Source organism: Streptomyces sp. NPDC060198, assembly GCF_042728415.1.
Taxonomy (GTDB): domain Bacteria; phylum Actinomycetota; class Actinomycetes; order Streptomycetales; family Streptomycetaceae; genus Streptomyces.
On the sequence record NZ_JBHWZJ010000004.1, the window covers coordinates 36214 to 53483 of the forward strand.

Consider the following 17270-nt stretch of genomic DNA (forward strand, 5'->3'; position numbering starts at 1 on the left):
TCGCCCGGGAGGTGGCCGTGACGGGCGCGCGGACGATCCCGCTCCCGAAGAGGCCCGGTGCGGCTCCCCTCGGCGCTGCCCGCCCGGTGCGGTTCCGTGCGGCGGACGGGGCCGGCCGGTCCGCACACCGGAGAAAACTCATGACGCGCACCCGACCGGCTCGATACGGTGAGGATCTTTCGAGTCGGGCGGAACACGGGGGTAGGGCGCCATGACGCAGGAGCCGGGCGGAGTCGGTCCGCAGTCGGGCGGGACCGGTCCCACGCCGGGTGGAGTCGGTCCCACGCCGAGCGGAGGTGGTACCACGGCGGGCGGGCTCGGGCCACGACCGGGCGGTACCGGCGCACATCCACCGATGCCGCCCCAGCCGCCGCGCCTCGCGACGCCGGAGCCTCCGCAGCCCCCTCACGGGGCGCCGAGGTGGTCGTGGTGGGTCGTGGGCATCCTGGTGCCCGTGCTCGGTCTGGTCGTCACCCTGATCGTGGGGACCAGCGGCAACTCCTCGCGCGGCGTGCTCGCTCCGCCGTCGGCGACGGCCGGGGACCCGACCGCGCCCGGGGCGCCGGCCGCTACCGGGGTCCCGGAGAGCGCCGCTCCGGACGAGACCCCCGCCGACGACGAGGTCACCTCGTCGTCCCCCTCGCCGTCCCCCTCCGGGACCTCGACGAAGGTCATCAAGCGGGGGGACTTCACGCTCACCGAGGGGAGCAGCGCCGACCTCGAACACGGCGCGGTCGGTACGTCGGTGCCCAACCCCGACATGGCGTGGAGCGGCGGCGAGTCGTTCTCGCCCCTGAACGGCCGCGTGGCCGACAGCCCCAGGGGCGCCACTCCCGGCGACTGCGCACACGTGCTGACCACGTTCCCCCATGCCACCGGTGAGATGAACACCGGCGAGGAGGGGGCGTGGTTCTGCTTGCCGACCAGCGCGAACCATCTGGCCGCCGTCGAGTGGCTGGGCAGTGGGGACGGCGGCATGCGGTTCCACTTCATCGTCTGGGACACCCCCGCGCCGTCCGACGACCAGTGACGAGCAGGGCCGTCCGGCCCCGACTCCGCGTCATCTGCCGTCGTCCTCGGCACGCGTGTGGGCGACCAGGGCGTTGGCGTGGCCGTGCCCCAGACCGTGGGCGGTCTTGAGCCAGGCGACCAGCTCCCCGTGCTTCGTCAGCGGCGAGGAGCGGATCAGCTCCTTCCATTCCGCCACCGGGCGTCCGTACGTCTTCTCGATCGAGGGAAAGTAACTCGCGGGGCCTTTCACGGAGTTCGTCATGGCTGGTGGACTCGCCCGGCGGCCGGAACTCATCGGCCGTTGGGAGTGAGCCACCTCACCGATGCGGGTGGGGTGCGGTACGGGGCGAGCCCTCGTACCGCACCCGTGCTCCGGGAAAGCTCCGGGAGAGCTCTTACTGTCCGGCCGCGTTGAGCAGGTCGAGGACGCTCTGCTGGCAGCCGTAGTCGCTGGTGCCGGTGCCTCCGTTCCAGTGCGGGCCGTACTGGTCGAGGGCGTTGCGGTCCTTGGCGTAGGCCGCGTCGGCCCAGCGGTCGAGGGTCGCCGCGTACGGGTGGTCGGTGAGCTGGGCGTCGAGCCTGCCGAGGCCGCGCACGTACGCACCCTTGAAGGACGGGCCGTCGCCGGAGCACTCGTCGCCCTCGCCGGGCTCCCGCAGCACCCCGTCGGTCTGGAGCCGGACGGTGGACGCACCGGCGAGCGTGCGGGCGGTGGTCAGCAGGGTGGAGTCGCCGGTGGCCCGGTACAGCTCGGTGAGCCCGCCGAGGACCACGCCCTGGTTGTAGGTCCAGGTGGGCTGGCCGTTGTTGGCGCAGGCGTCGGTGAGCCCGTCGTTGATCATGTGATCGCCGTTGATCATTCCGCTGCCCCGGAACCACGACCACTCGGCCTTCGCCCGGCCGAGGTAGACGGTGTCACCCGCGATGCGGTTGTGCAGCGCCGCGTTGAGCTGGAGGAAGAGCTCGTTGGTGATGGCGTTCTTGTACGTCATCGTCCGGTTCCACAGCACCCCGCCGCCGCAGGTCCCGTTCCAGTAGGCCTGCATGTGATCGGCGTCGGCGCGGGCGGTGTTGAGGTACCGGCTGTCGCCCGTGGCGTCGTAGGCGGCCACCCAGGCCAGGCCCCACCAGCCGGTGTCGTCCAGGTAGTCGTTGCGGAAGCTGCCACCCTGCGCGTTGACGTTCTTGTCGTACGTGGAGGCGATGGCGTACCGGTAGCTCGGCATGCCGCTGAGGCGCGCGTTGTCGAGCACGGCGGTGAGCGCGTTGGCCGCCGTCCACCAGCCGTTGCCGCCGAAGAGGCCGGTGCCCCGGTCGTACGACATCATCAGCGCGGTCGCGGCGGCGGTGGAGCGGCTCCAGGCGTTCCAGTTCACCCGCGCCCAGCCGGTGCAGGTGATCTCGGGGCGGTCCCCCGCCTTGCCGCAGGCGCGCAGGGCGCCGACACCGGCGGTGCTCCAGTCGTCGACGTTGTACATCTGGGTGCGCCAGCCGCTCGAACCGGCGGGCACGGTCGTGTCGCCCAGCTTGCTCCCCGCGCTCCAGGTCCGGCCGCCGTCGAAGGAGCGGTCGATCCAGACCTCGTCCCCGGCCGATCCGCCCTCGATCGAGGCCCAGCCCATGACATCGTTGTCCGAGAGATGCAGCCGGACAGTTCGGCCGTAGAGGGTGCTGCTCACCGGAACCCGGTCGGAGGTGGCGGTGGCGGGGTCGCGGGCATCGCACTGCTTGTTGCAGAGACCGGCCTCGGCGGCGGCCTGGGCGGGGGAAGCCGCCACCGGGAGGGCGGTGAGCAGCAGGCTCGCGAAGAGCGCGAGGACGGCAGGGCGCCGGCCTCTACGGGTGGAGGGCATGCGGCAACTCCTAGCGGGTGGGGGGAACGTGCCGACCCGACAAGCCGACCTGATTTATCAGGTCCATGTCAATACATGCGACGCGTCGCCCTGGTACCGCCCGCCCGGCCAACGGGCTGCGGGAGACGGGATGCGGGATGCGGGATGCGGGATGCGGGATGTACCCGATGCCCGCACCCGCACCCGCGTCCGCGCCCGATGCGCGCGCCCGCACCCCGCCCGCCGGCGCCGGTGCCGGCTCTCGCGTCACACCTCCAGGTGCCCCAGCACCGTGCGTACCGCCCGCCGGACCGCCCGGCGCGCCGAGTCCGTGTGGTCGACCGCCTCGAAGCCGTGCCGCGCACCCGGGACGGGGATCACCTCCAGCCGGAGGTCCGTCCCCTTGGCGGCGAGCAGGAACTCCTCGACGGTGGCGTCGATCTCCGTCCGTTCCTTCTCCACCCGGCTCAGCACGAAGGGCAGTGCACCAGCCGCCCCGACGACGTCCGCAGGCCTGAACCTCCCGTCGATCCGAGGCCAGTTGGCGAGCGGCGCCAGCATCGGATAGGTGGCCGCGACGCAGCGCAGGAACAAAGGGGGCGCCGCGAGCCAGTCGGCGCTGAGCAGCGATCCGGCGGAGAAGAACCAGAGGGCGACCCGTTCCCCGTCGACGCGCGGATCGGCGCGGACCCGCTCGACCGCCGCCGCGAGGTCCTCGGCCGCCGCCGGGTAGTCGCCGAGGCCGTGCAGGCGGTGGTCCAGGACGGCCCCGACCGCGCCCAGGCTCGCCACGTACCGCCCGTACCCGACGAAGGAAGGCCAGTCGCGGGGTGTGGGCCGCGCGTCGGGGTCGACCGGGCCGCCCGGCACGAACAGGACGGCGGGGCGCGGGGTTTCGGCGTCCGGGTAGTAGAGGTCGACGCGGCCGTCCCGCTCCCGTCCGCGCTCGGGCACGTCCAGCAGGAACGGCCCCAGGTGTACGGGCGACCCCGCCCGTGCTCCGATCCGGTGCCCCTCCCCGGCCACCGCACGCCGCAGCAGGTCGGCGACCTCGGCGGGAGCGGAGAGCATCGGCCAGTGCCCGGTCGGGATTTCGACGAGAGCGACCTCGGGACGGGTGAGCGTGCGCACGCGCGGTTCGCCCATGGAGACGAGGGACTCGACCAGATCCAGGGTCGATCCGTTGCCCGAGGCCAGCACGCCCGTGTAGGGGATGCCCTGTGCGGCGCCGGTCCGTGGCAGCGGCTGCACGAGGGAGTCCGCCGGGTGCGGGACCGCCCGCCGCGCCAGCAGCTCCAGGTCCTCGGCGGACAGATCGGCCGACCCGGCCCGCTGCCGCCACTCCTCGGCCGAGGGCGGCCGGACCACCCGCGCCCCCGGCCCGTCCGAGGGATCGGCCGACAGCGACACGGCCAGCTCCCTGACCGCCGGGTCGGGCTCGATGGCGAGGGCCGGTTCGCCGTCCTGTGGCAGGCCGGCGTCCAGGTTGACGATCCGGGAGACCCGGTCCGGACGGCAGGCCGCAGCGCCCAGCACGGGCAGGATGCCGTAGTCGTGGCCGACGAGGACCACCTCGGTCTCCGCCGCGTCCACCCCGTCGATGATCCGCACCAGATCCTCGATGTGCGTGGTGAGGTCCGGTGTCGTGCCGGCCGGGTCCGCGGCCTCCCCGAGGCCGGTGAGGGTGACCGGGTGGACCGTCTCCCCCACCCCTTCCAGGAGTTTTGCCACCCGGTCCCAGATCCACCCTCCGGTGAACGTGCCCGGCACCAACAGGAAAGCCGTCATGAGCTGCCTCCGCCTCCTCGCCTCGTCGTGTGGCCCGGACGGATACGACGAACGCCCGGCCAGTGCTGCCTACCCCGTTCGCACAGGAGTTCCCCACCCGTCGACGGCACCCGCGCGCCTCAGACCGGGTGGCGCTCGGTGATCCGGCCGACCGCGTCGGCCAGCAGGTACCCGCTCTTCCCGTGCCCGGAGACCGTCACCCGGACGACCGGTGCGGGGCCGGCGCCCTCGGTCGTGATGTCGACGCGCCAGCTCTCGGGGGTGTCGACGCCGAGCCCGGTGCGCGCGGTGTCCACGAGCCCGGGAAGCAGTTCGTAGGGGAGGGCGCGCAGGCTCATCGGGAAGCCCGCGTCGGCGGAGAAGCCCTTGCTGCCCACGGCCGACATCACCTTCTCCTCGATGGTGACTCGGGTGCCCATCTCCGTCCCCATGCCCGTGACCAGGGTGTTCGCGAGGCGGCGCATCTCTCCGGTGCGCAGGGTCGAGGCGGAGGAGGCGGAACCGGTGACGGTGGTGACGGTCGTGGAACCGGACCGTGAGCCGGAACCGGGTCCCGGGACCACCGGTCCGGCAGCCCCGGGGGCGGGCGGCTCGTCCCCGTAGCGGCTTTCCAGCTCGCTCCAGTAGGGGTGGAGGACGAGGAGCACCCCCGCCACCACACCGAGCAGCACCGCCGAGCAGGCGCAGCCCGCCTTGGTCTCCTTCACCCGGGTGCGCTCGGGCGCGGTGCCGACCTGCTCCCGAGCCGCCCTGCGCGCCCACTCGTCCGTCGGCCGCCTGTCCAGCTCCACCTGCCAGGGTTCGCCCTCGTCGTAGGTCACCACGACCGTGCGGCCCTCGGGCCAGTCGGCCAGATCGACCAGGTTGACCGGCTCGCTGATGATCACTCGGTACGCGGGGGCGTCGTCCGGCGCCACCGTGAGGTCGAACCGGACCGGCACGTCGGCGAACTCGCCGTGTGTGACCCACCGGTTCTCGATCCGGGCGAGCGCGATCCGGGGCGCGGGACGGCCCCGGCGCCGCCGTCGTACCCGCGCGGGGACCGCCACCAGCAGGACGGCCACCAGCATTCCGCCGAGACTCCGGCAGAAAAGTGTCACGTCCGTGAGCAGCACCCCGACCACCAGCGCCGTCAGCGTGCCCGCGGCCAGAGCACTCGGCACGAGGACGGCCACCAGGGCGACGAGTCTGTCGGCCGCCGACGAACCGGCCGGACGTTCGGACGTGTCCCCCGTCGTCACCATGGCCGCGATTGTCCACGCCCCGGGTGACCACCGGAAGAAGAACAGCACAACCCTGGCCGGCCGTCGTACCGGCGTCCGGGTGAAACCGCGTTCCCGCGTGCCCACGTGTCCGGACGCCGCAGGGCCGGGTCGGCATCGTGGCCTGCGCCCCGCTCGCTCCGCCCGTCCCGATGGAGGACTCCATGCTCGGCACCGACTTCCGTACCGGATCACCCAACTGGCTGGACCTCGGCAGCCCCGACGTCCGGGCCGCCACCGCGTTCTACCGCGCCGTCTTCGGCTGGGAGTTCGTCTCCGCCGGTCCCGAGACGGGCGGGTACGGCTTCTTCCAGGCCGACGGGAAGACCGCCGCCGCCATCGGCCCGCTCACCGAGGAAGGCGCCCACTCCGCCTGGACGGTCCACTTCAAGACGGACGACATCCACGCCACCGTCCAGGCGGTCAGGGACGGCGGCGGTACGGTCCGGGCCGAGCCCATGGACGTCATGGGCGAGGGGACGCTCGCCCAGGTCACCGACGCGCAGGGCGCCGACTTCGCGCTCTGGCAGCCCGGACGGACGGCCGGACTGGAGCTCGCCTCCGCCCCCGGCAGCCTGATCTGGGTGGAGCTGCACGTCCCCGATCCGGTCGCGGACATCGCCTTCTACCAGGGGCTGTTCGGCTGGCGCACCCAGGAGATGCCGGTGCCCGGGATGACGTACCGGGTGTTGAGCACCGAGGACGGCGACCTCCAGGACACCACCTTCGGCGGAGCGGCTCCGGCGGACGACAGCAGCGGCGGCGAGCAGTCCCGCTGGGTGCCCTACTTCCACGTGACGGACGTCGACGCGACCGTCGAGGCGACCCGCTCCCACGGCGGAACCGTGCTGATGCCGGCCGCCGACATGTCCGACGTCGGCCGGATGGCCTGGCTCGCGGACCCCTTCGGCGCCGTGTTCGCGCTGCTGAGGCCCGACCCCCGGATGTGAGACTCCGTCCGGCTCCTGTCCGGAACCCCCCGAAGGGGCCCGGCCGATTACGGCGGCAGGATGGGAAGGGGCCAAGTGAGCACCGGAACCGCGGAAGCCATTCAGAGCGAAGCGATCGCCGACTCGAACGCGTCCGCCTCAGGGGCGATGAGAATCGCCCTCTCGGACCAATCCGCAGGAAGGTGACGGCGCTCGTCCTCGTGGAAGATCAGTACGGCACCATCCGTCACGATCGACGCCCCGAGGGCCGCCGCCAGCCGGACGAGTACGCCGCTCATCGCGCCGCCGGAGAAGTGCGTCGCCGTCACGCATCGCATCGCGCCGCCGTCGTCGGACGCGTGGTCGAGGTCCGCCCCGCCCCCGTCTTCCGCCCGGAGTCGGGAGAACGCCTCGTCCGAGGAGCCCTCCCACCGGTATGGCTCCGTCATCCGACGGAGCCGTACGGCGTCCAAGTCCGCGAGCTCCCCGTCCACGAACCGGAGAAGGCAGATGCTGTAGCTCATGGGGGCAGTCTGTCGTCCGGGGCTCCGACGAACGGACCCGGGCAGTGTCCGGCACCGCGGCAGCCCCGGTGGGCGGCGCCGGGGCGGTCCGCCGCGAGGCGCTGGAACGGCCTTGCGGCGCGGCGAGCCGGATGTCGTGGCGGCGCGGCGCGGTGCCGCGTCGGGCGTCGCGCGCCCACGTCAGCACGCGGGGGCGCCTCAGTCGTCCCCGCCCTCCAGCTCGCCCTCCGTCTCCAGGAAGACCTGGCGCAGCGCTTCGAGGACGGCCGGGTCGGGCTTCGCCCACATTCCGCGCGACTCGGCCTCCAGCAGGCGTTCGGCGATCCCGTGCAGCGCCCAGGGGTTGGCCTGCTGGAGGAACTCCCGGTTCTCCGGGTCGAGTACGTAGGTCTGGGTGAGCTTGTCGTACATCCAGTCGGCGACGACCCCGGTGGTGGCGTCGTAGCCGAACAAGTAATCCACGGTGGCGGCGAGTTCGAAGGCGCCCTTGTAGCCGTGGCGGCGCATCGCCTCGATCCAGCGGGGGTTGACCACGCGGGCGCGGAAGACGCGCGAGGTCTCCTCGACCAGGGTGCGGGTGCGGACGGTCTCGGGGCGGGTGGAGTCGCCGATGTACGCCTCGGGGGCGGTGCCCTTCAGCGCGCGCACGGCGGCCACCATGCCGCCGTGGTACTGGAAGTAGTCGTCCGAGTCCGCGATGTCGTGCTCGCGGGTGTCGGTGTTCTTCGCGGCGACCTCGATGCGCTTGTACGCGGTCTCCATCTCCTCGCGGGCCGGGCGCCCGTCGAGCTCACGGCCGTAGGCGTAGCCGCCCCACACCGTGTAGACCTCGGCGAGGTCGGCGTCGGTGCGCCAGTCGCGGGAGTCGATGAGCTGGAGGAGACCGGCGCCGTACGTCCCCGGGCGCGAGCCGAAGATCCGGGTGGTGGCCCGGCGTTCGTCGCCGTGCTCGGCGAGGTCGGCCTGCGTGTGGGCGCGTACGAAGTTCCGGTCGGCCGGCTCGTCGAGCGAGGCGGCGAGCCGTACGGCGTCGTCCAGCAGCCCGACCGTGTGCGGGAAGGCGTCCCGGAAGAAGCCGGAGATGCGCAGCGTCACGTCGATGCGCGGGCGGCCGAGCTCCTCGTACGGGATCGGCTCCAGGCCGGTCACGCGGCGCGAGGCGTCGTCCCAGACCGGGCGGACGCCGAGCAGCGCGAACGCCTCGGCGATGTCGTCGCCCGCCGTGCGCATCGCGCTGGTGCCCCAGAGCGAGAGGCCGACGGAGGAGGGCCAGTCGCCGTTGTCGGTGCGGTAGCGGGTCAGCAGCGAGTCGGCGAGCGCCTGGCCGGTCTCCCAGGCGAGCTTGGAGGGCACGGCCTTCGGGTCGACGGAGTAGAAGTTGCGGCCGGTCGGGAGGACGTTGACGAGCCCGCGCAGGGGGGAGCCGGAGGGCCCGGCGGGCACGAAGCCGCCGTTCAACGCGTGGACGGTGTGGTCGAGTTCGTCGGTGGTGGCGGCGAGTCGCGGCACCACCTCGGTGGCCGCGAAGGTCAGGATGTCGGCGACTGCCGTGGGCAGCCCGGCCGCGACCCCGGCGACGGCGGACGGGTTCCAGCCGGCGTCCTCCATCGCCTGGACCAGGGCGCGGGCCTGCTCCTCGATCTCGTCGGCGGCGGTACGGGTGGCCGCCGACTCGTCCAGGCCGAGCGCCTCGCGCAGACCGGGGAGGGATGCCGTACCGCCCCAGATCTGCCGGGCGCGCAGCACCGCGAGGACGAGGTTGACCCGGTCGTTCCCGGCCGGCGGGTTGCCCAGCACGTGCAGGCCGTCGCGGATCTGGACGTCCTTGATCTCACAGAGCCAGCCGTCGAGATGCATGATGAACTCGTCGAAGCCCTCGTCCTCGGGGCGGTCGTCGAGTCCGAGGTCGTGGTCGAGCTTCGCCGCCTGGATGAGGGTCCAGATCTGGGCGCGGATCGCGGGCAGTTTCGCCGGGTCCATCGCGGCGATCTGCGCGTGCTCGTCAAGGAGTTGCTCCAGGCGCGCGATGTCGCCGTAGCTGTCGGCACGGGCCATCGGCGGCACCAGGTGGTCCACCAGGGTGGCGTGCACCCGGCGCTTGGCCTGGGTGCCCTCGCCCGGGTCGTTGACGAGGAACGGGTAGACCAGCGGCAGATCGCCGAGGGCCGCGTCCGGTCCGCAGGCCGCGGAGAGCCCGGCGTTCTTGCCCGGCAGCCACTCCAGGTTGCCGTGCTTGCCGAGGTGGATCATCGCGTCGGCGCCGAAGCCGCCGTCCTCGGCGGACGCGGCGATCCAGCGGTAGGCGGCCAGGTAGTGGTGCGAGGGCGGCAGGTCGGGATCGTGGTAGATCGCGATCGGGTTCTCGCCGAAGCCGCGCGGCGGCTGGATGAGGATCAGCAGATTGCCGCGCCGCAGCGCCGCGAGGACGATGTCGCCCTCCGGGTTCGCCGAACGGTCCACGAACATCTCGCCCGGCGCCGGTCCCCAGTGCTCCTCCACCGACGCGCGCAGCTCGGCGGGGAGGCCGGCGTACCAGCGGCGGTAGTCGGCCGCCGGGATACGGACCGGGTTCGCGGCCAACTGCTCCTCGGTCAGCCACTCCTGGTCGTGACCGCCCGCCTCGATCAGCGCGTAGATCAGTTCGTCGCCGTCACCGGAGACCAGCCCCGGGATCTCCGCTTCGGGCCCGAAGTCGTATCCCTCGGCGCGCAGCCGGCGCAGCAGGGCGACGGCGCTCGCGGGGGTGTCCAGGCCGACCGCGTTGCCGATGCGGGAGTGCTTGGTCGGGTACGCGGAGAGCACCAGGGCGATCCGCTTACCGGCGTTCGGGATGTGCCGCAGGCGGGCGTGGCGGACGGCGATCCCGGCGACCCGGGCGGCCCGCTCGGCGTCGGGGACGTACGCCGGCAGGCCGTCCGCGTCGATCTCCTTGAAGGAGAACGGCACCGTGATCAGGCGCCCGTCGAACTCCGGCACCGCGATCTGGGTGGCCGCGTCCAGCGGGGAGACGCCCTCGTCGTTCTCCTCCCAGGCGCTGCGCGAGCCGGTCAGGCAGAGCGCCTGGAGGATCGGTACGTCGAGCCCGGTCAGCGCGCCCGCGTCCCAGGACTCGTCGTCGCCGCCCGCCGACGCCTCGGCGGGACGGGTGCCGCCGGCCGCGAGGACGGTGGTGACGATGGCGTCGGCCTCGCGCAGGGTGTCGATCAGCCCGGTTTCCGGGGTACGGAGCGAGGCCACGTACAGCGGGAGGGCGCGGGCCCCGGCGTCCTCCAGGGCGGCGCAGAGCGCCTCCACGAACGCGGTGTTGCCGCTCATGTGGTGGGCGCGGTAGTAGAGCACCGCCACCGTGGGCGCGTCCGCGGGGAGTGCGCGGGCGGTCCGCTCCAGCGGGCCCCAGGCGGGGGCCGGGGCGGGCGGATCGAAGCCGTGGCCGGTGAGCAGCACGGTGTCGGAGAGGAACCGGGCCAGCTGGCCGAGGTTGTCCGGGCCGCCGTGCGCGAGGTAGGCGTGCGCCTCGGCGGCGATGCCGATCGGGACGGTGGAAGTGGCCATCAGCTGGGCGTCGGGGGCCTGTTCGCCGGTGAGGACGACGACCGGGAGACCGGCGGCCCGCACCTGGTCGAGCCCCTCCTCCCAGGCCCGCACCCCGCCGAGGAGACGCACCACGACGAGTTCGGCGCCCTCCAGCAGCGCCGGAAGGCCGTCGAGCGGGAGGCGGGAGGGGTTGGCGAACCGGTAGCCGACCGGGCCCTCGCAGGCGCGGGCGCTCAGCAGGTCGGTGTCGGAGGTCGACAGGAGCAGGATCATGCCGAGTCAGCCCTTCCCCGAGGTGTCCACGCCTCGGGCGGTGTCGGACGGCGGGAGTTCCTGACTCGTAACGGCCGCGTCAGCGGGTCGTACTCACAGTGGCGGGACCGCGCCGGAATCTCACCGGGCTTCCTCCCATGGCGCCGTCTGGCGTCGGCGGACCGAATGGTCCACCGCGAGCATCCTAAGGGCCCGGCCTCCGGCGCGGCAGGGGGCCTCCGGGGCGGCGCAGGTCACATGTGCGCGCCGGTGACGTTCACGGGGGCTGTCGTGGTGACGTTCATGGGGGCTGTCGTGGTGACGTTTATGGGGGCTGTCGTGTGGAGCAGGCTGGGCTCGCGGGGTCCTGTGCCGCGCCTCGCGGCGTTGTCGTCGGTCGCCGACGCTCCGCCGCCTCCCTCCTCCGCCATGCGATGCACGGCACAGGGCCCCGCTCCCTGATCCAGCCTGCTCCGGACGACAGCCCTTGGGACGTGGGTATGCTCGCCGCCATGTCCGCAACCGCCGATTCGCCCGGTTCCCCGGCCGCCGTCGTCGCACCCCGGACCGGCGGCGACGCCTGCCCCGGAACTTTGCGACTGCACACGGCGGACGACGGAGCGCTGGCTCGCGTACGGATACCCGGCGGGGTGCTGACCGCCGCCCGGGCCCGCACCCTGCTGGACGCCGCCGAACGGCTCGGTGACGGCGAACTCCACCTCACCTCGCGCGGAAACGTCCAACTCCGCGGCCTCGGCGAGGAGTGCGGGGGCGAACTCGGCCAACTGCTGCGCGGAGCGGGCCTGCTGCCGTCCGACCGGCACGAACGCGCACGCAACATCGTCGCTTCCCCGTTCTCCGGTCTCGATGCCCTCGGCCAGGCCGACATACGGCCCTGGCTGGACGAGTTGGACACCCTGATCTGCTCGGACGAACGCGCCGCGGCACTCTCCGGGCGCTTCCTCTTTGCTCTGGACGACGGCCGCGGCGACGTGGACGCCCTGGACGCCGACCTCACCCTGATCGCGCTCGACGGCGAGCGCGCGGCGCTGCGGATCGGCCCCGGTGCCACCGGAACACTCCTCCCCGTCGCCTTCGCGAACGCCCCGCGTGCCGCGCTGCTCGCCGCCGGGGCCTTCCTCGACCTGGCGGCCGGCCCGGACGTCTGGCGGATCTCCGGCCTCCCCGGCGCCGCCCGCGCCGCGCTCCCCGCCGAGGCCGCCCGCCGCGCGGGGCTGGTCCCCCCGCCGGAGCCACTCGCGCGCCGGACCACCGCCGCCCCGCCCGGGCCCGGCGCGGTGACCGGCCCCCACGGCCGGACCGCGCTGCACGTCGGCGTACCCATGGGGCGGCTGACCGGCGCGCGGTGGCGGGCGCTCGTGGAGACCGCAGAACGGCTCGGCTCCGGCGAGCTGCGCTGCACCCCGTGGCGCGGGGTCGTCGTGCCCGGCCTGGCCCCCGGACCCGCCCGGCAGGCACTCGACGCGCTCGCCGGTGCGGGACTGGTGACCGGGCCCGACTCGCCCTGGGCCGGGGTCGGCGCCTGCGTCGGGCGCCCCGGCTGCGCGAAGTCGCTGGCCGACGTACGGGCCGAGGCGGAGGCCGCGCTCGGACCGGTACCCGCGCGGCTGCCCGTCCACTGGTCCGGGTGCGAACGCCGCTGCGGCCACCCGCACGGGGAGTGGATCGACGTCGTCGCCACCCCGGAGGGACACCGCGTCACGCGGGTGCGCGGGGAGGTCCGGGACACCCCGGTGACCGTCCCGGACGATTCGGCGGCGCTCGCCGCCGCGGTGGCGACGGCCCGAGGCGTCCGTACCTGACCCGCACCCCTGAACACACGCCCCACCCGCACCACCGAACCGACCACGCCCCGGCACACGAACGCCCGTGCCCGACCGAAGAAAGCGACAGCACTGTGCATCAGTACGAGAAGGACGGACCGGCGATCTACCGCCAGTCCTTCGCCACCATCCGCGCGGAGGCGGATCTCGCCGGTCTGCCCGCCGACGTCAGCCAGGTCGCGGTCCGGATGATCCACGCGTGCGGCATGGTCGACCTCGTACGCGACCTCGCCTTCTCCCCGACCGCCGTGGCCGACGCCCGTACCGCGCTCCGGGGCGGCGCCCCGATCCTCTGCGACGTGGCGATGGTCGCCAGCGGGGTCACCCGCAAACGGCTGCCGGCGGACAACGAGGTCGTCTGCACCCTCTCGGACCCCACGGTGCCCGAGCTCGCCCGGGAGATGGGCACCACCCGGAGCGCCGCCGCCCTGGAGCTGTGGCGGGACCGGCTGGAGGGCTCGGTCGTCGCCATCGGCAACGCGCCCACCGCGCTCTTCCGGCTGCTGGAGATGATCGAGGAGGGCGCCCCGCTGCCCGCCGCCGTGATCGGCGTCCCGGTCGGCTTCATCGGCGCGGCCGAGTCCAAGGAGGCCCTCGCGGCGCACGCCTCCGGGGTCCAGCACCTGGTGGTGCGCGGCCGTCGCGGCGGCAGCGCCCTGGCGGCGGCGGCCGTCAACGCCCTCGCGAGCGAGCAGGAGTGACCGGGACCGTGGCGGCGAACGAGCACGCCGAACGCACCCTCGCCCCCGTGCACGCCGACAGCACCACGACCGGCCGGCTCTACGGGGTCGGCCTCGGCCCCGGCGACCCGGAGCTGATGACGCTCCGCGCGGTACGGGCCATCGCCGAGGCCGACGTGATCGCCTTCCACAGCGCCCGGCACGGCCGCTCGATCGCCCGGTCCATCGCCGCCGCGCACATCCGGCCCGACCACGTCGAAGAACCGCTGGTCTACCCCGTCACCACGGAGACCACCGACCACCCGGGCGGCTACCGGGGCGCGCTGGAGGACTTCTACACCGAGGCGGCGGCCCGGCTCGCCGTGCACCTGGACGCGGGCCGCACGGTCGCCGTGCTCGCCGAGGGCGACCCGCTCTTCTACGGCTCGTACATGCACATGCACAAGCGGCTGGCGGACCGTTACCCCGCCGAGGTCATCCCCGGGGTGACCTCCGTCAACGCCGCCGCCGCCCGGCTCGGCACCCCGCTCGTCGAGGGCGAGGAGATCCTCACCATCCTCCCCGGCACCCTGCCCGAGGAGGAGCTGACGGCCCGCCTGGCGTCCACCGACTCCGCCGTGGTGATGAAGCTCGGCCGGACCTTCCCGGCGGTGCGCCGCGCGTTCGAGGCGTCCGGTCGGCTGCCCGAGGCGCGGTACGTCGAACGCGCCACCATGGCCGGGGAGCGCACCGGCGACCTCGCGGACGTGGAGGCCGGCTCGGTGCCGTACTTCGCGGTCGCCGTGCTGCCCAGCCGGATCGACGCCCCCCGCCCCGAGCCGGAGCCCGGCTCGGGCGAGGTCGTGGTGGTCGGCACCGGACCGGCCGGACCGCTCTGGCTGACGCCCGAGACGCGCGGGGCGCTGGCCGCCGCCGACGCGGTGGTCGGCTACACCACCTACCTGGACCGGGTACCCGTCCGCCCCGGCCAGACCCGCCACGGCTCGGACAACAAGGTGGAGGCGGAGCGCGCCGAGTTCGCGCTCGACCTGGCCCGGCGCGGACAGCGGGTGGCCGTCGTCTCCGGCGGCGACCCGGGCGTCTTCGCCATGGCGACCGCCGTCCTGGAGGCCGCCGCGCAGCCCGCGTACGCGGACGTCCCGGTACGCGTCCTCCCCGGGGTCACCGCGGCGAACGCCGCCGCCGCCCGCGCGGGCGCCCCGCTCGGCCACGACTACGCGACGATCTCCCTCTCCGACCGGCTCAAGCCCTGGGAGGTCATCGCCGCACGGCTGCGCGCCGCGGCCACCGCCGACCTGGTGATCGCGCTCTACAACCCGGGTTCGAAAAGCCGTACCTGGCAGGTCGGCAAGGCCCGGGACCTGCTCCTCGAACACCGCTCCCCGGACACCCCGGTGGTCCTCGCCCGGGACGTCGGCGGCCCCACCGAGCGGGTGCGCACGGTGCGCCTCGCCGACCTCGACCCGGCCGAGGTGGACATGCGCACCCTGCTGATCATCGGCTCCTCGCAGACCCGCCGGGTGGACCGGCCCGACGGCGGCCACCTCGTCTGGACCCCGCGCCGCTACCCGGAGGCGTGAGCGGGGCGGCAGCGGCGGCCGGTCAGGGGCCCGCCCGGGCGGCCGGACGAATCTTCCTGGGCGGGGAGGGCGGCTCACCCGCCCAGGCGGGCGTCCAGCCAGGCCAGGGCCTCGGCCGGGGTCGAGACCACCTGCACCCCCTCGGGGACCGGTGGCCTCTCCACGACCACCACCGGAATCCCGGCCTCCCGGGCCGCGGCCAGCTTCGGCGCGGTGGCCGCCCCGCCACTGTCCTTGGTGACCAGCACGTCGACGCGGTGGAGCCGCAGCAGCTCCCGTTCGCCCTCGAAGGTGAACGGCCCCCGGTCGAGCAGCACCTCCATCCGCGCCGGGTACGGCTGCTCCGGCGCGTCCACCGACCGCATCAGGAACCAGAGCTCGTCCAGACCCGCGAAGGCCGACAGCCCCATCCGCCCCGTGGTCAGGAAGACCCGCTCGCCCAGCGACGGCAGCAGGGCCGCGGCCTCCTCCAGGGAGCCGGCCGGGTGCCAGTCGTCGCCCCGGCCGGCCACCCAGCCGGGCCGGCGGAGCGCCAGCAGGGGAACATGGGCCGAGGCGGCGGCGCGGGCCGCGTGGAAACTGATCGTTCCGGCGAAAGGATGGGTGGCGTCGATGAGAGCGTCCACCCGGTGCTCCCGCAGCCAGGCGGCGAGCCCCTCCGTACCGCCGAAGCCGCCGACGCGGACCTCGCCCGGCGGCAGCACCGGCCGGGCGACCCGTCCGGCGAGCGAACTCGTCACCAGCGGAGGTCTCCGGCCCCCGGACGGGACTTCGGCGGCCAGCGCCTCCGCCAGCCGGCGGGCTTCGGTCGTCCCGCCGAGTACGAGGACGTGCGCCGGGGAGACGGGCTCGTCCGGCATGTCGGGCAGTGGTATCGGCACCATCGAGGGGACCTTCCATGAGCGGTGAGGCGAAGGGCGGGCGCGAGGCCCAACTCAAACACACCGGCCTGCGCCCCGGTTGGACCACCGGTGCCTGTGCGACGGCGGCGACCACCGCCGCCTACACCGCGCTGCTGACCGGGGAGTTCCCGGACCCGGTGACGATCACCCTGCCGAAGGGGCGGACCCCCGCGTTCGCACTCGCCGTGGAGTCGCTGACGGACGGCGCCGCGACCGCCGGGGTGGTCAAGGACGCGGGCGACGATCCGGACGTCACCCACGGGGCGCTGGTCCGGGCGACCGTACGGGCACTGCCGCCGGGCTCGGGCGTGGTGTTCCGGGCAGGCCCGGGCGTCGGCACGGTGACGCTGCCCGGGCTGCCGCTGGACGTCGGCGAACCGGCCATCAACCCGGTGCCCCGGCAGCTGATGCGCGAGCACGTGGCCCGGGTCGCGGCGGAGCACGGCGGCACGGGGGACGTGGAGGTCACCGTCTCCGTGGACGACGGCGAGGAGATCGCACGTTTCACGTGGAACGGTCGCCTCGGCATCCTCGGCGGGCTCTCCATCCTCGGCACCACCGGGGTCGTCGTGCCGTACTCCTGCTCCGCCTGGATCGACTCGATCCGGCGCGGGGTGGACGTGGCGCTGGCCGCCGGGCAGACCCACGTGGCCGGGTGCACCGGCTCGACCTCGGAGAAGACGGTCGTCGCGGAGTACGGCCTGCCGGAGATCGCCCTGCTGGACATGGGCGACTTCGCGGGGGCCGTGCTCAAGTACGTACGCCGCCATCCGGTCCCCCGGCTCACCGTCTGCGGCGGCTTCGCCAAGCTGTCCAAGCTCGCCGCCGGACACATGGACCTGCACTCGGCGCGCTCCCAGGTGGACAAGGGGTTCCTCGCCGAGCTGGCCCGGCGGGGCGGGGCCGACGCGGAGCTGGCCGAGGCGGTGGCGAACGCCAACACGGGGCTCGCCGCACTCCAGGCGTGCGCGGCTGCCGGGGTCCCGCTCGGCGACCTGGTTGCGGTCGCCGCCCGGGACCAGGCGTTGGAGGTGCTGCGCGGGGCGCCGGTCGCGGTGGACGTGATCTGTGTCGACCGGGCGGGCGCGGTGGTCGGGCGCAGCGCGGTCCGCTGAGCGCCCGGACGTCCTGC

14 protein-coding genes and 1 riboswitch are annotated in these 17270 nt (G+C 74.0%); of the genes, 6 read left to right on the forward strand and 8 right to left on the reverse strand.

What is annotated here, in order from left to right; translation table 11 throughout:
- The first annotated feature begins 436 nt into the window (after positions 1-436).
- On the forward strand, positions 437-1030 hold the full coding sequence (locus tag ACFWEP_RS01500) for a hypothetical protein (protein ID WP_387363746.1): 594 nt from the start codon (positions 437-439) through the stop codon (positions 1028-1030).
- A 30-nt stretch (positions 1031-1060) separates the two neighbouring features.
- Here the strand turns inward: ACFWEP_RS01500 and ACFWEP_RS01505 are convergent, their stop codons facing one another.
- The 4 genes from ACFWEP_RS01505 to ACFWEP_RS01520 form a co-directional block, all read right to left on the reverse strand.
- Positions 1061-1273, reverse strand: coding sequence for a DUF4287 domain-containing protein (locus ACFWEP_RS01505; protein WP_387363749.1), 213 nt, complete (start codon positions 1271-1273; stop codon positions 1061-1063).
- 133 nt (positions 1274-1406) lie between these two features.
- A complete protein-coding gene (locus tag ACFWEP_RS01510) occupies positions 1407-2864 on the reverse strand; it encodes a glycoside hydrolase family 76 protein (RefSeq protein WP_387363752.1) in 1458 nt (485 codons plus the stop codon).
- Positions 2865-3110: 246 nt separating this feature from the next.
- Positions 3111-4631: an alpha/beta fold hydrolase gene (locus ACFWEP_RS01515; RefSeq protein ID WP_387363755.1), complete on the reverse strand. Its 1521-nt coding sequence runs from the start codon at positions 4629-4631 to the stop codon at positions 3111-3113.
- A gap of 119 nt (positions 4632-4750) precedes the next feature.
- A complete protein-coding gene (locus tag ACFWEP_RS01520; RefSeq protein WP_387363758.1) occupies positions 4751-5875 on the reverse strand; it encodes a hypothetical protein in 1125 nt (374 codons plus the stop codon).
- 182 nt (positions 5876-6057) lie between these two features.
- Between ACFWEP_RS01520 and ACFWEP_RS01525 the strand changes: the two genes are divergently transcribed.
- On the forward strand, positions 6058-6843 hold the full coding sequence (locus ACFWEP_RS01525; protein ID WP_387363760.1) for a VOC family protein: 786 nt from the start codon (positions 6058-6060) through the stop codon (positions 6841-6843).
- A gap of 101 nt (positions 6844-6944) precedes the next feature.
- Here the strand turns inward: ACFWEP_RS01525 and ACFWEP_RS01530 are convergent, their stop codons facing one another.
- The 3 genes from ACFWEP_RS01530 to ACFWEP_RS01540 form a co-directional block, all read right to left on the reverse strand.
- Positions 6945-7346: a hypothetical protein gene (locus ACFWEP_RS01530; protein WP_387363763.1), complete on the reverse strand. Its 402-nt coding sequence runs from the start codon at positions 7344-7346 to the stop codon at positions 6945-6947.
- 198 nt (positions 7347-7544) lie between these two features.
- Positions 7545-11153: a cobaltochelatase subunit CobN gene (gene cobN / locus ACFWEP_RS01535; RefSeq protein WP_387363766.1), complete on the reverse strand. Its 3609-nt coding sequence runs from the start codon at positions 11151-11153 to the stop codon at positions 7545-7547.
- Positions 11154-11201: 48 nt separating this feature from the next.
- Positions 11202-11317, reverse strand: a riboswitch (cobalamin riboswitch).
- Between the two features lie 69 nt (positions 11318-11386).
- On the reverse strand, positions 11387-11563 hold the full coding sequence (locus ACFWEP_RS01540; RefSeq protein ID WP_387363769.1) for a hypothetical protein: 177 nt from the start codon (positions 11561-11563) through the stop codon (positions 11387-11389).
- 69 nt (positions 11564-11632) lie between these two features.
- On the opposite strand from ACFWEP_RS01540, the gene cobG reads away from it, so the two are divergent.
- The 3 genes from cobG (at position 11633) to ACFWEP_RS01555 (ending at position 15236) form a co-directional block, all read left to right on the forward strand.
- Complete coding sequence (cobG, locus tag ACFWEP_RS01545) at positions 11633-12955, forward strand: precorrin-3B synthase (protein WP_387363772.1); 1323 nt, start codon at positions 11633-11635, stop codon at positions 12953-12955.
- Between the two features lie 95 nt (positions 12956-13050).
- Positions 13051-13677, forward strand: a complete 627-nt coding sequence (locus ACFWEP_RS01550; protein ID WP_387363775.1) for a precorrin-8X methylmutase — start codon at positions 13051-13053, stop codon at positions 13675-13677.
- Positions 13678-13685: 8 nt separating this feature from the next.
- Complete coding sequence (locus ACFWEP_RS01555; protein ID WP_387363778.1) at positions 13686-15236, forward strand: precorrin-2 C(20)-methyltransferase; 1551 nt, start codon at positions 13686-13688, stop codon at positions 15234-15236.
- A 74-nt stretch (positions 15237-15310) separates the two neighbouring features.
- On the opposite strand, the gene ACFWEP_RS01560 is transcribed toward ACFWEP_RS01555, so the two are convergent.
- Positions 15311-16120, reverse strand: a complete 810-nt coding sequence (locus tag ACFWEP_RS01560) for a cobalt-precorrin-6A reductase (RefSeq protein ID WP_387363781.1) — start codon at positions 16118-16120, stop codon at positions 15311-15313.
- A gap of 14 nt (positions 16121-16134) precedes the next feature.
- Between ACFWEP_RS01560 and ACFWEP_RS01565 the strand changes: the two genes are divergently transcribed.
- A complete protein-coding gene (locus tag ACFWEP_RS01565) occupies positions 16135-17253 on the forward strand; it encodes a cobalt-precorrin-5B (C(1))-methyltransferase (RefSeq protein ID WP_387363784.1) in 1119 nt (372 codons plus the stop codon).
- The last annotated feature ends 17 nt before the right edge of the window (positions 17254-17270 follow it).

Excerpts from the sequence above, each read along its gene's own strand:
- ACFWEP_RS01505 (WP_387363749.1), bottom strand. The coding sequence starts at position 1,273 with ATGACGAACTCCGTGAAAGGCCCCGCGAGTTACTTTCCCTCGATCGAG.
- ACFWEP_RS01510 (WP_387363752.1), bottom strand. The coding sequence starts at position 2,864 with ATGCCCTCCACCCGTAGAGGCCGGCGCCCTGCCGTCCTCGCGCTCTTC.
- ACFWEP_RS01515 (WP_387363755.1), bottom strand. The coding sequence starts at position 4,631 with ATGACGGCTTTCCTGTTGGTGCCGGGCACGTTCACCGGAGGGTGGATC.
- ACFWEP_RS01520 (WP_387363758.1), bottom strand. The coding sequence starts at position 5,875 with ATGGTGACGACGGGGGACACGTCCGAACGTCCGGCCGGTTCGTCGGCG.
- ACFWEP_RS01525 (WP_387363760.1), top strand. The coding sequence starts at position 6,058 with ATGCTCGGCACCGACTTCCGTACCGGATCACCCAACTGGCTGGACCTC.
- ACFWEP_RS01530 (WP_387363763.1), bottom strand. The coding sequence starts at position 7,346 with ATGAGCTACAGCATCTGCCTTCTCCGGTTCGTGGACGGGGAGCTCGCG.
- cobN (WP_387363766.1), bottom strand. The coding sequence starts at position 11,153 with ATGATCCTGCTCCTGTCGACCTCCGACACCGACCTGCTGAGCGCCCGC.
- ACFWEP_RS01540 (WP_387363769.1), bottom strand. The coding sequence starts at position 11,563 with ATGGCGGAGGAGGGAGGCGGCGGAGCGTCGGCGACCGACGACAACGCC.
- cobG (WP_387363772.1), top strand. The coding sequence starts at position 11,633 with ATGCTCGCCGCCATGTCCGCAACCGCCGATTCGCCCGGTTCCCCGGCC.
- ACFWEP_RS01560 (WP_387363781.1), bottom strand. The coding sequence starts at position 16,120 with ATGGTGCCGATACCACTGCCCGACATGCCGGACGAGCCCGTCTCCCCG.
- ACFWEP_RS01565 (WP_387363784.1), top strand. The coding sequence starts at position 16,135 with ATGAGCGGTGAGGCGAAGGGCGGGCGCGAGGCCCAACTCAAACACACC.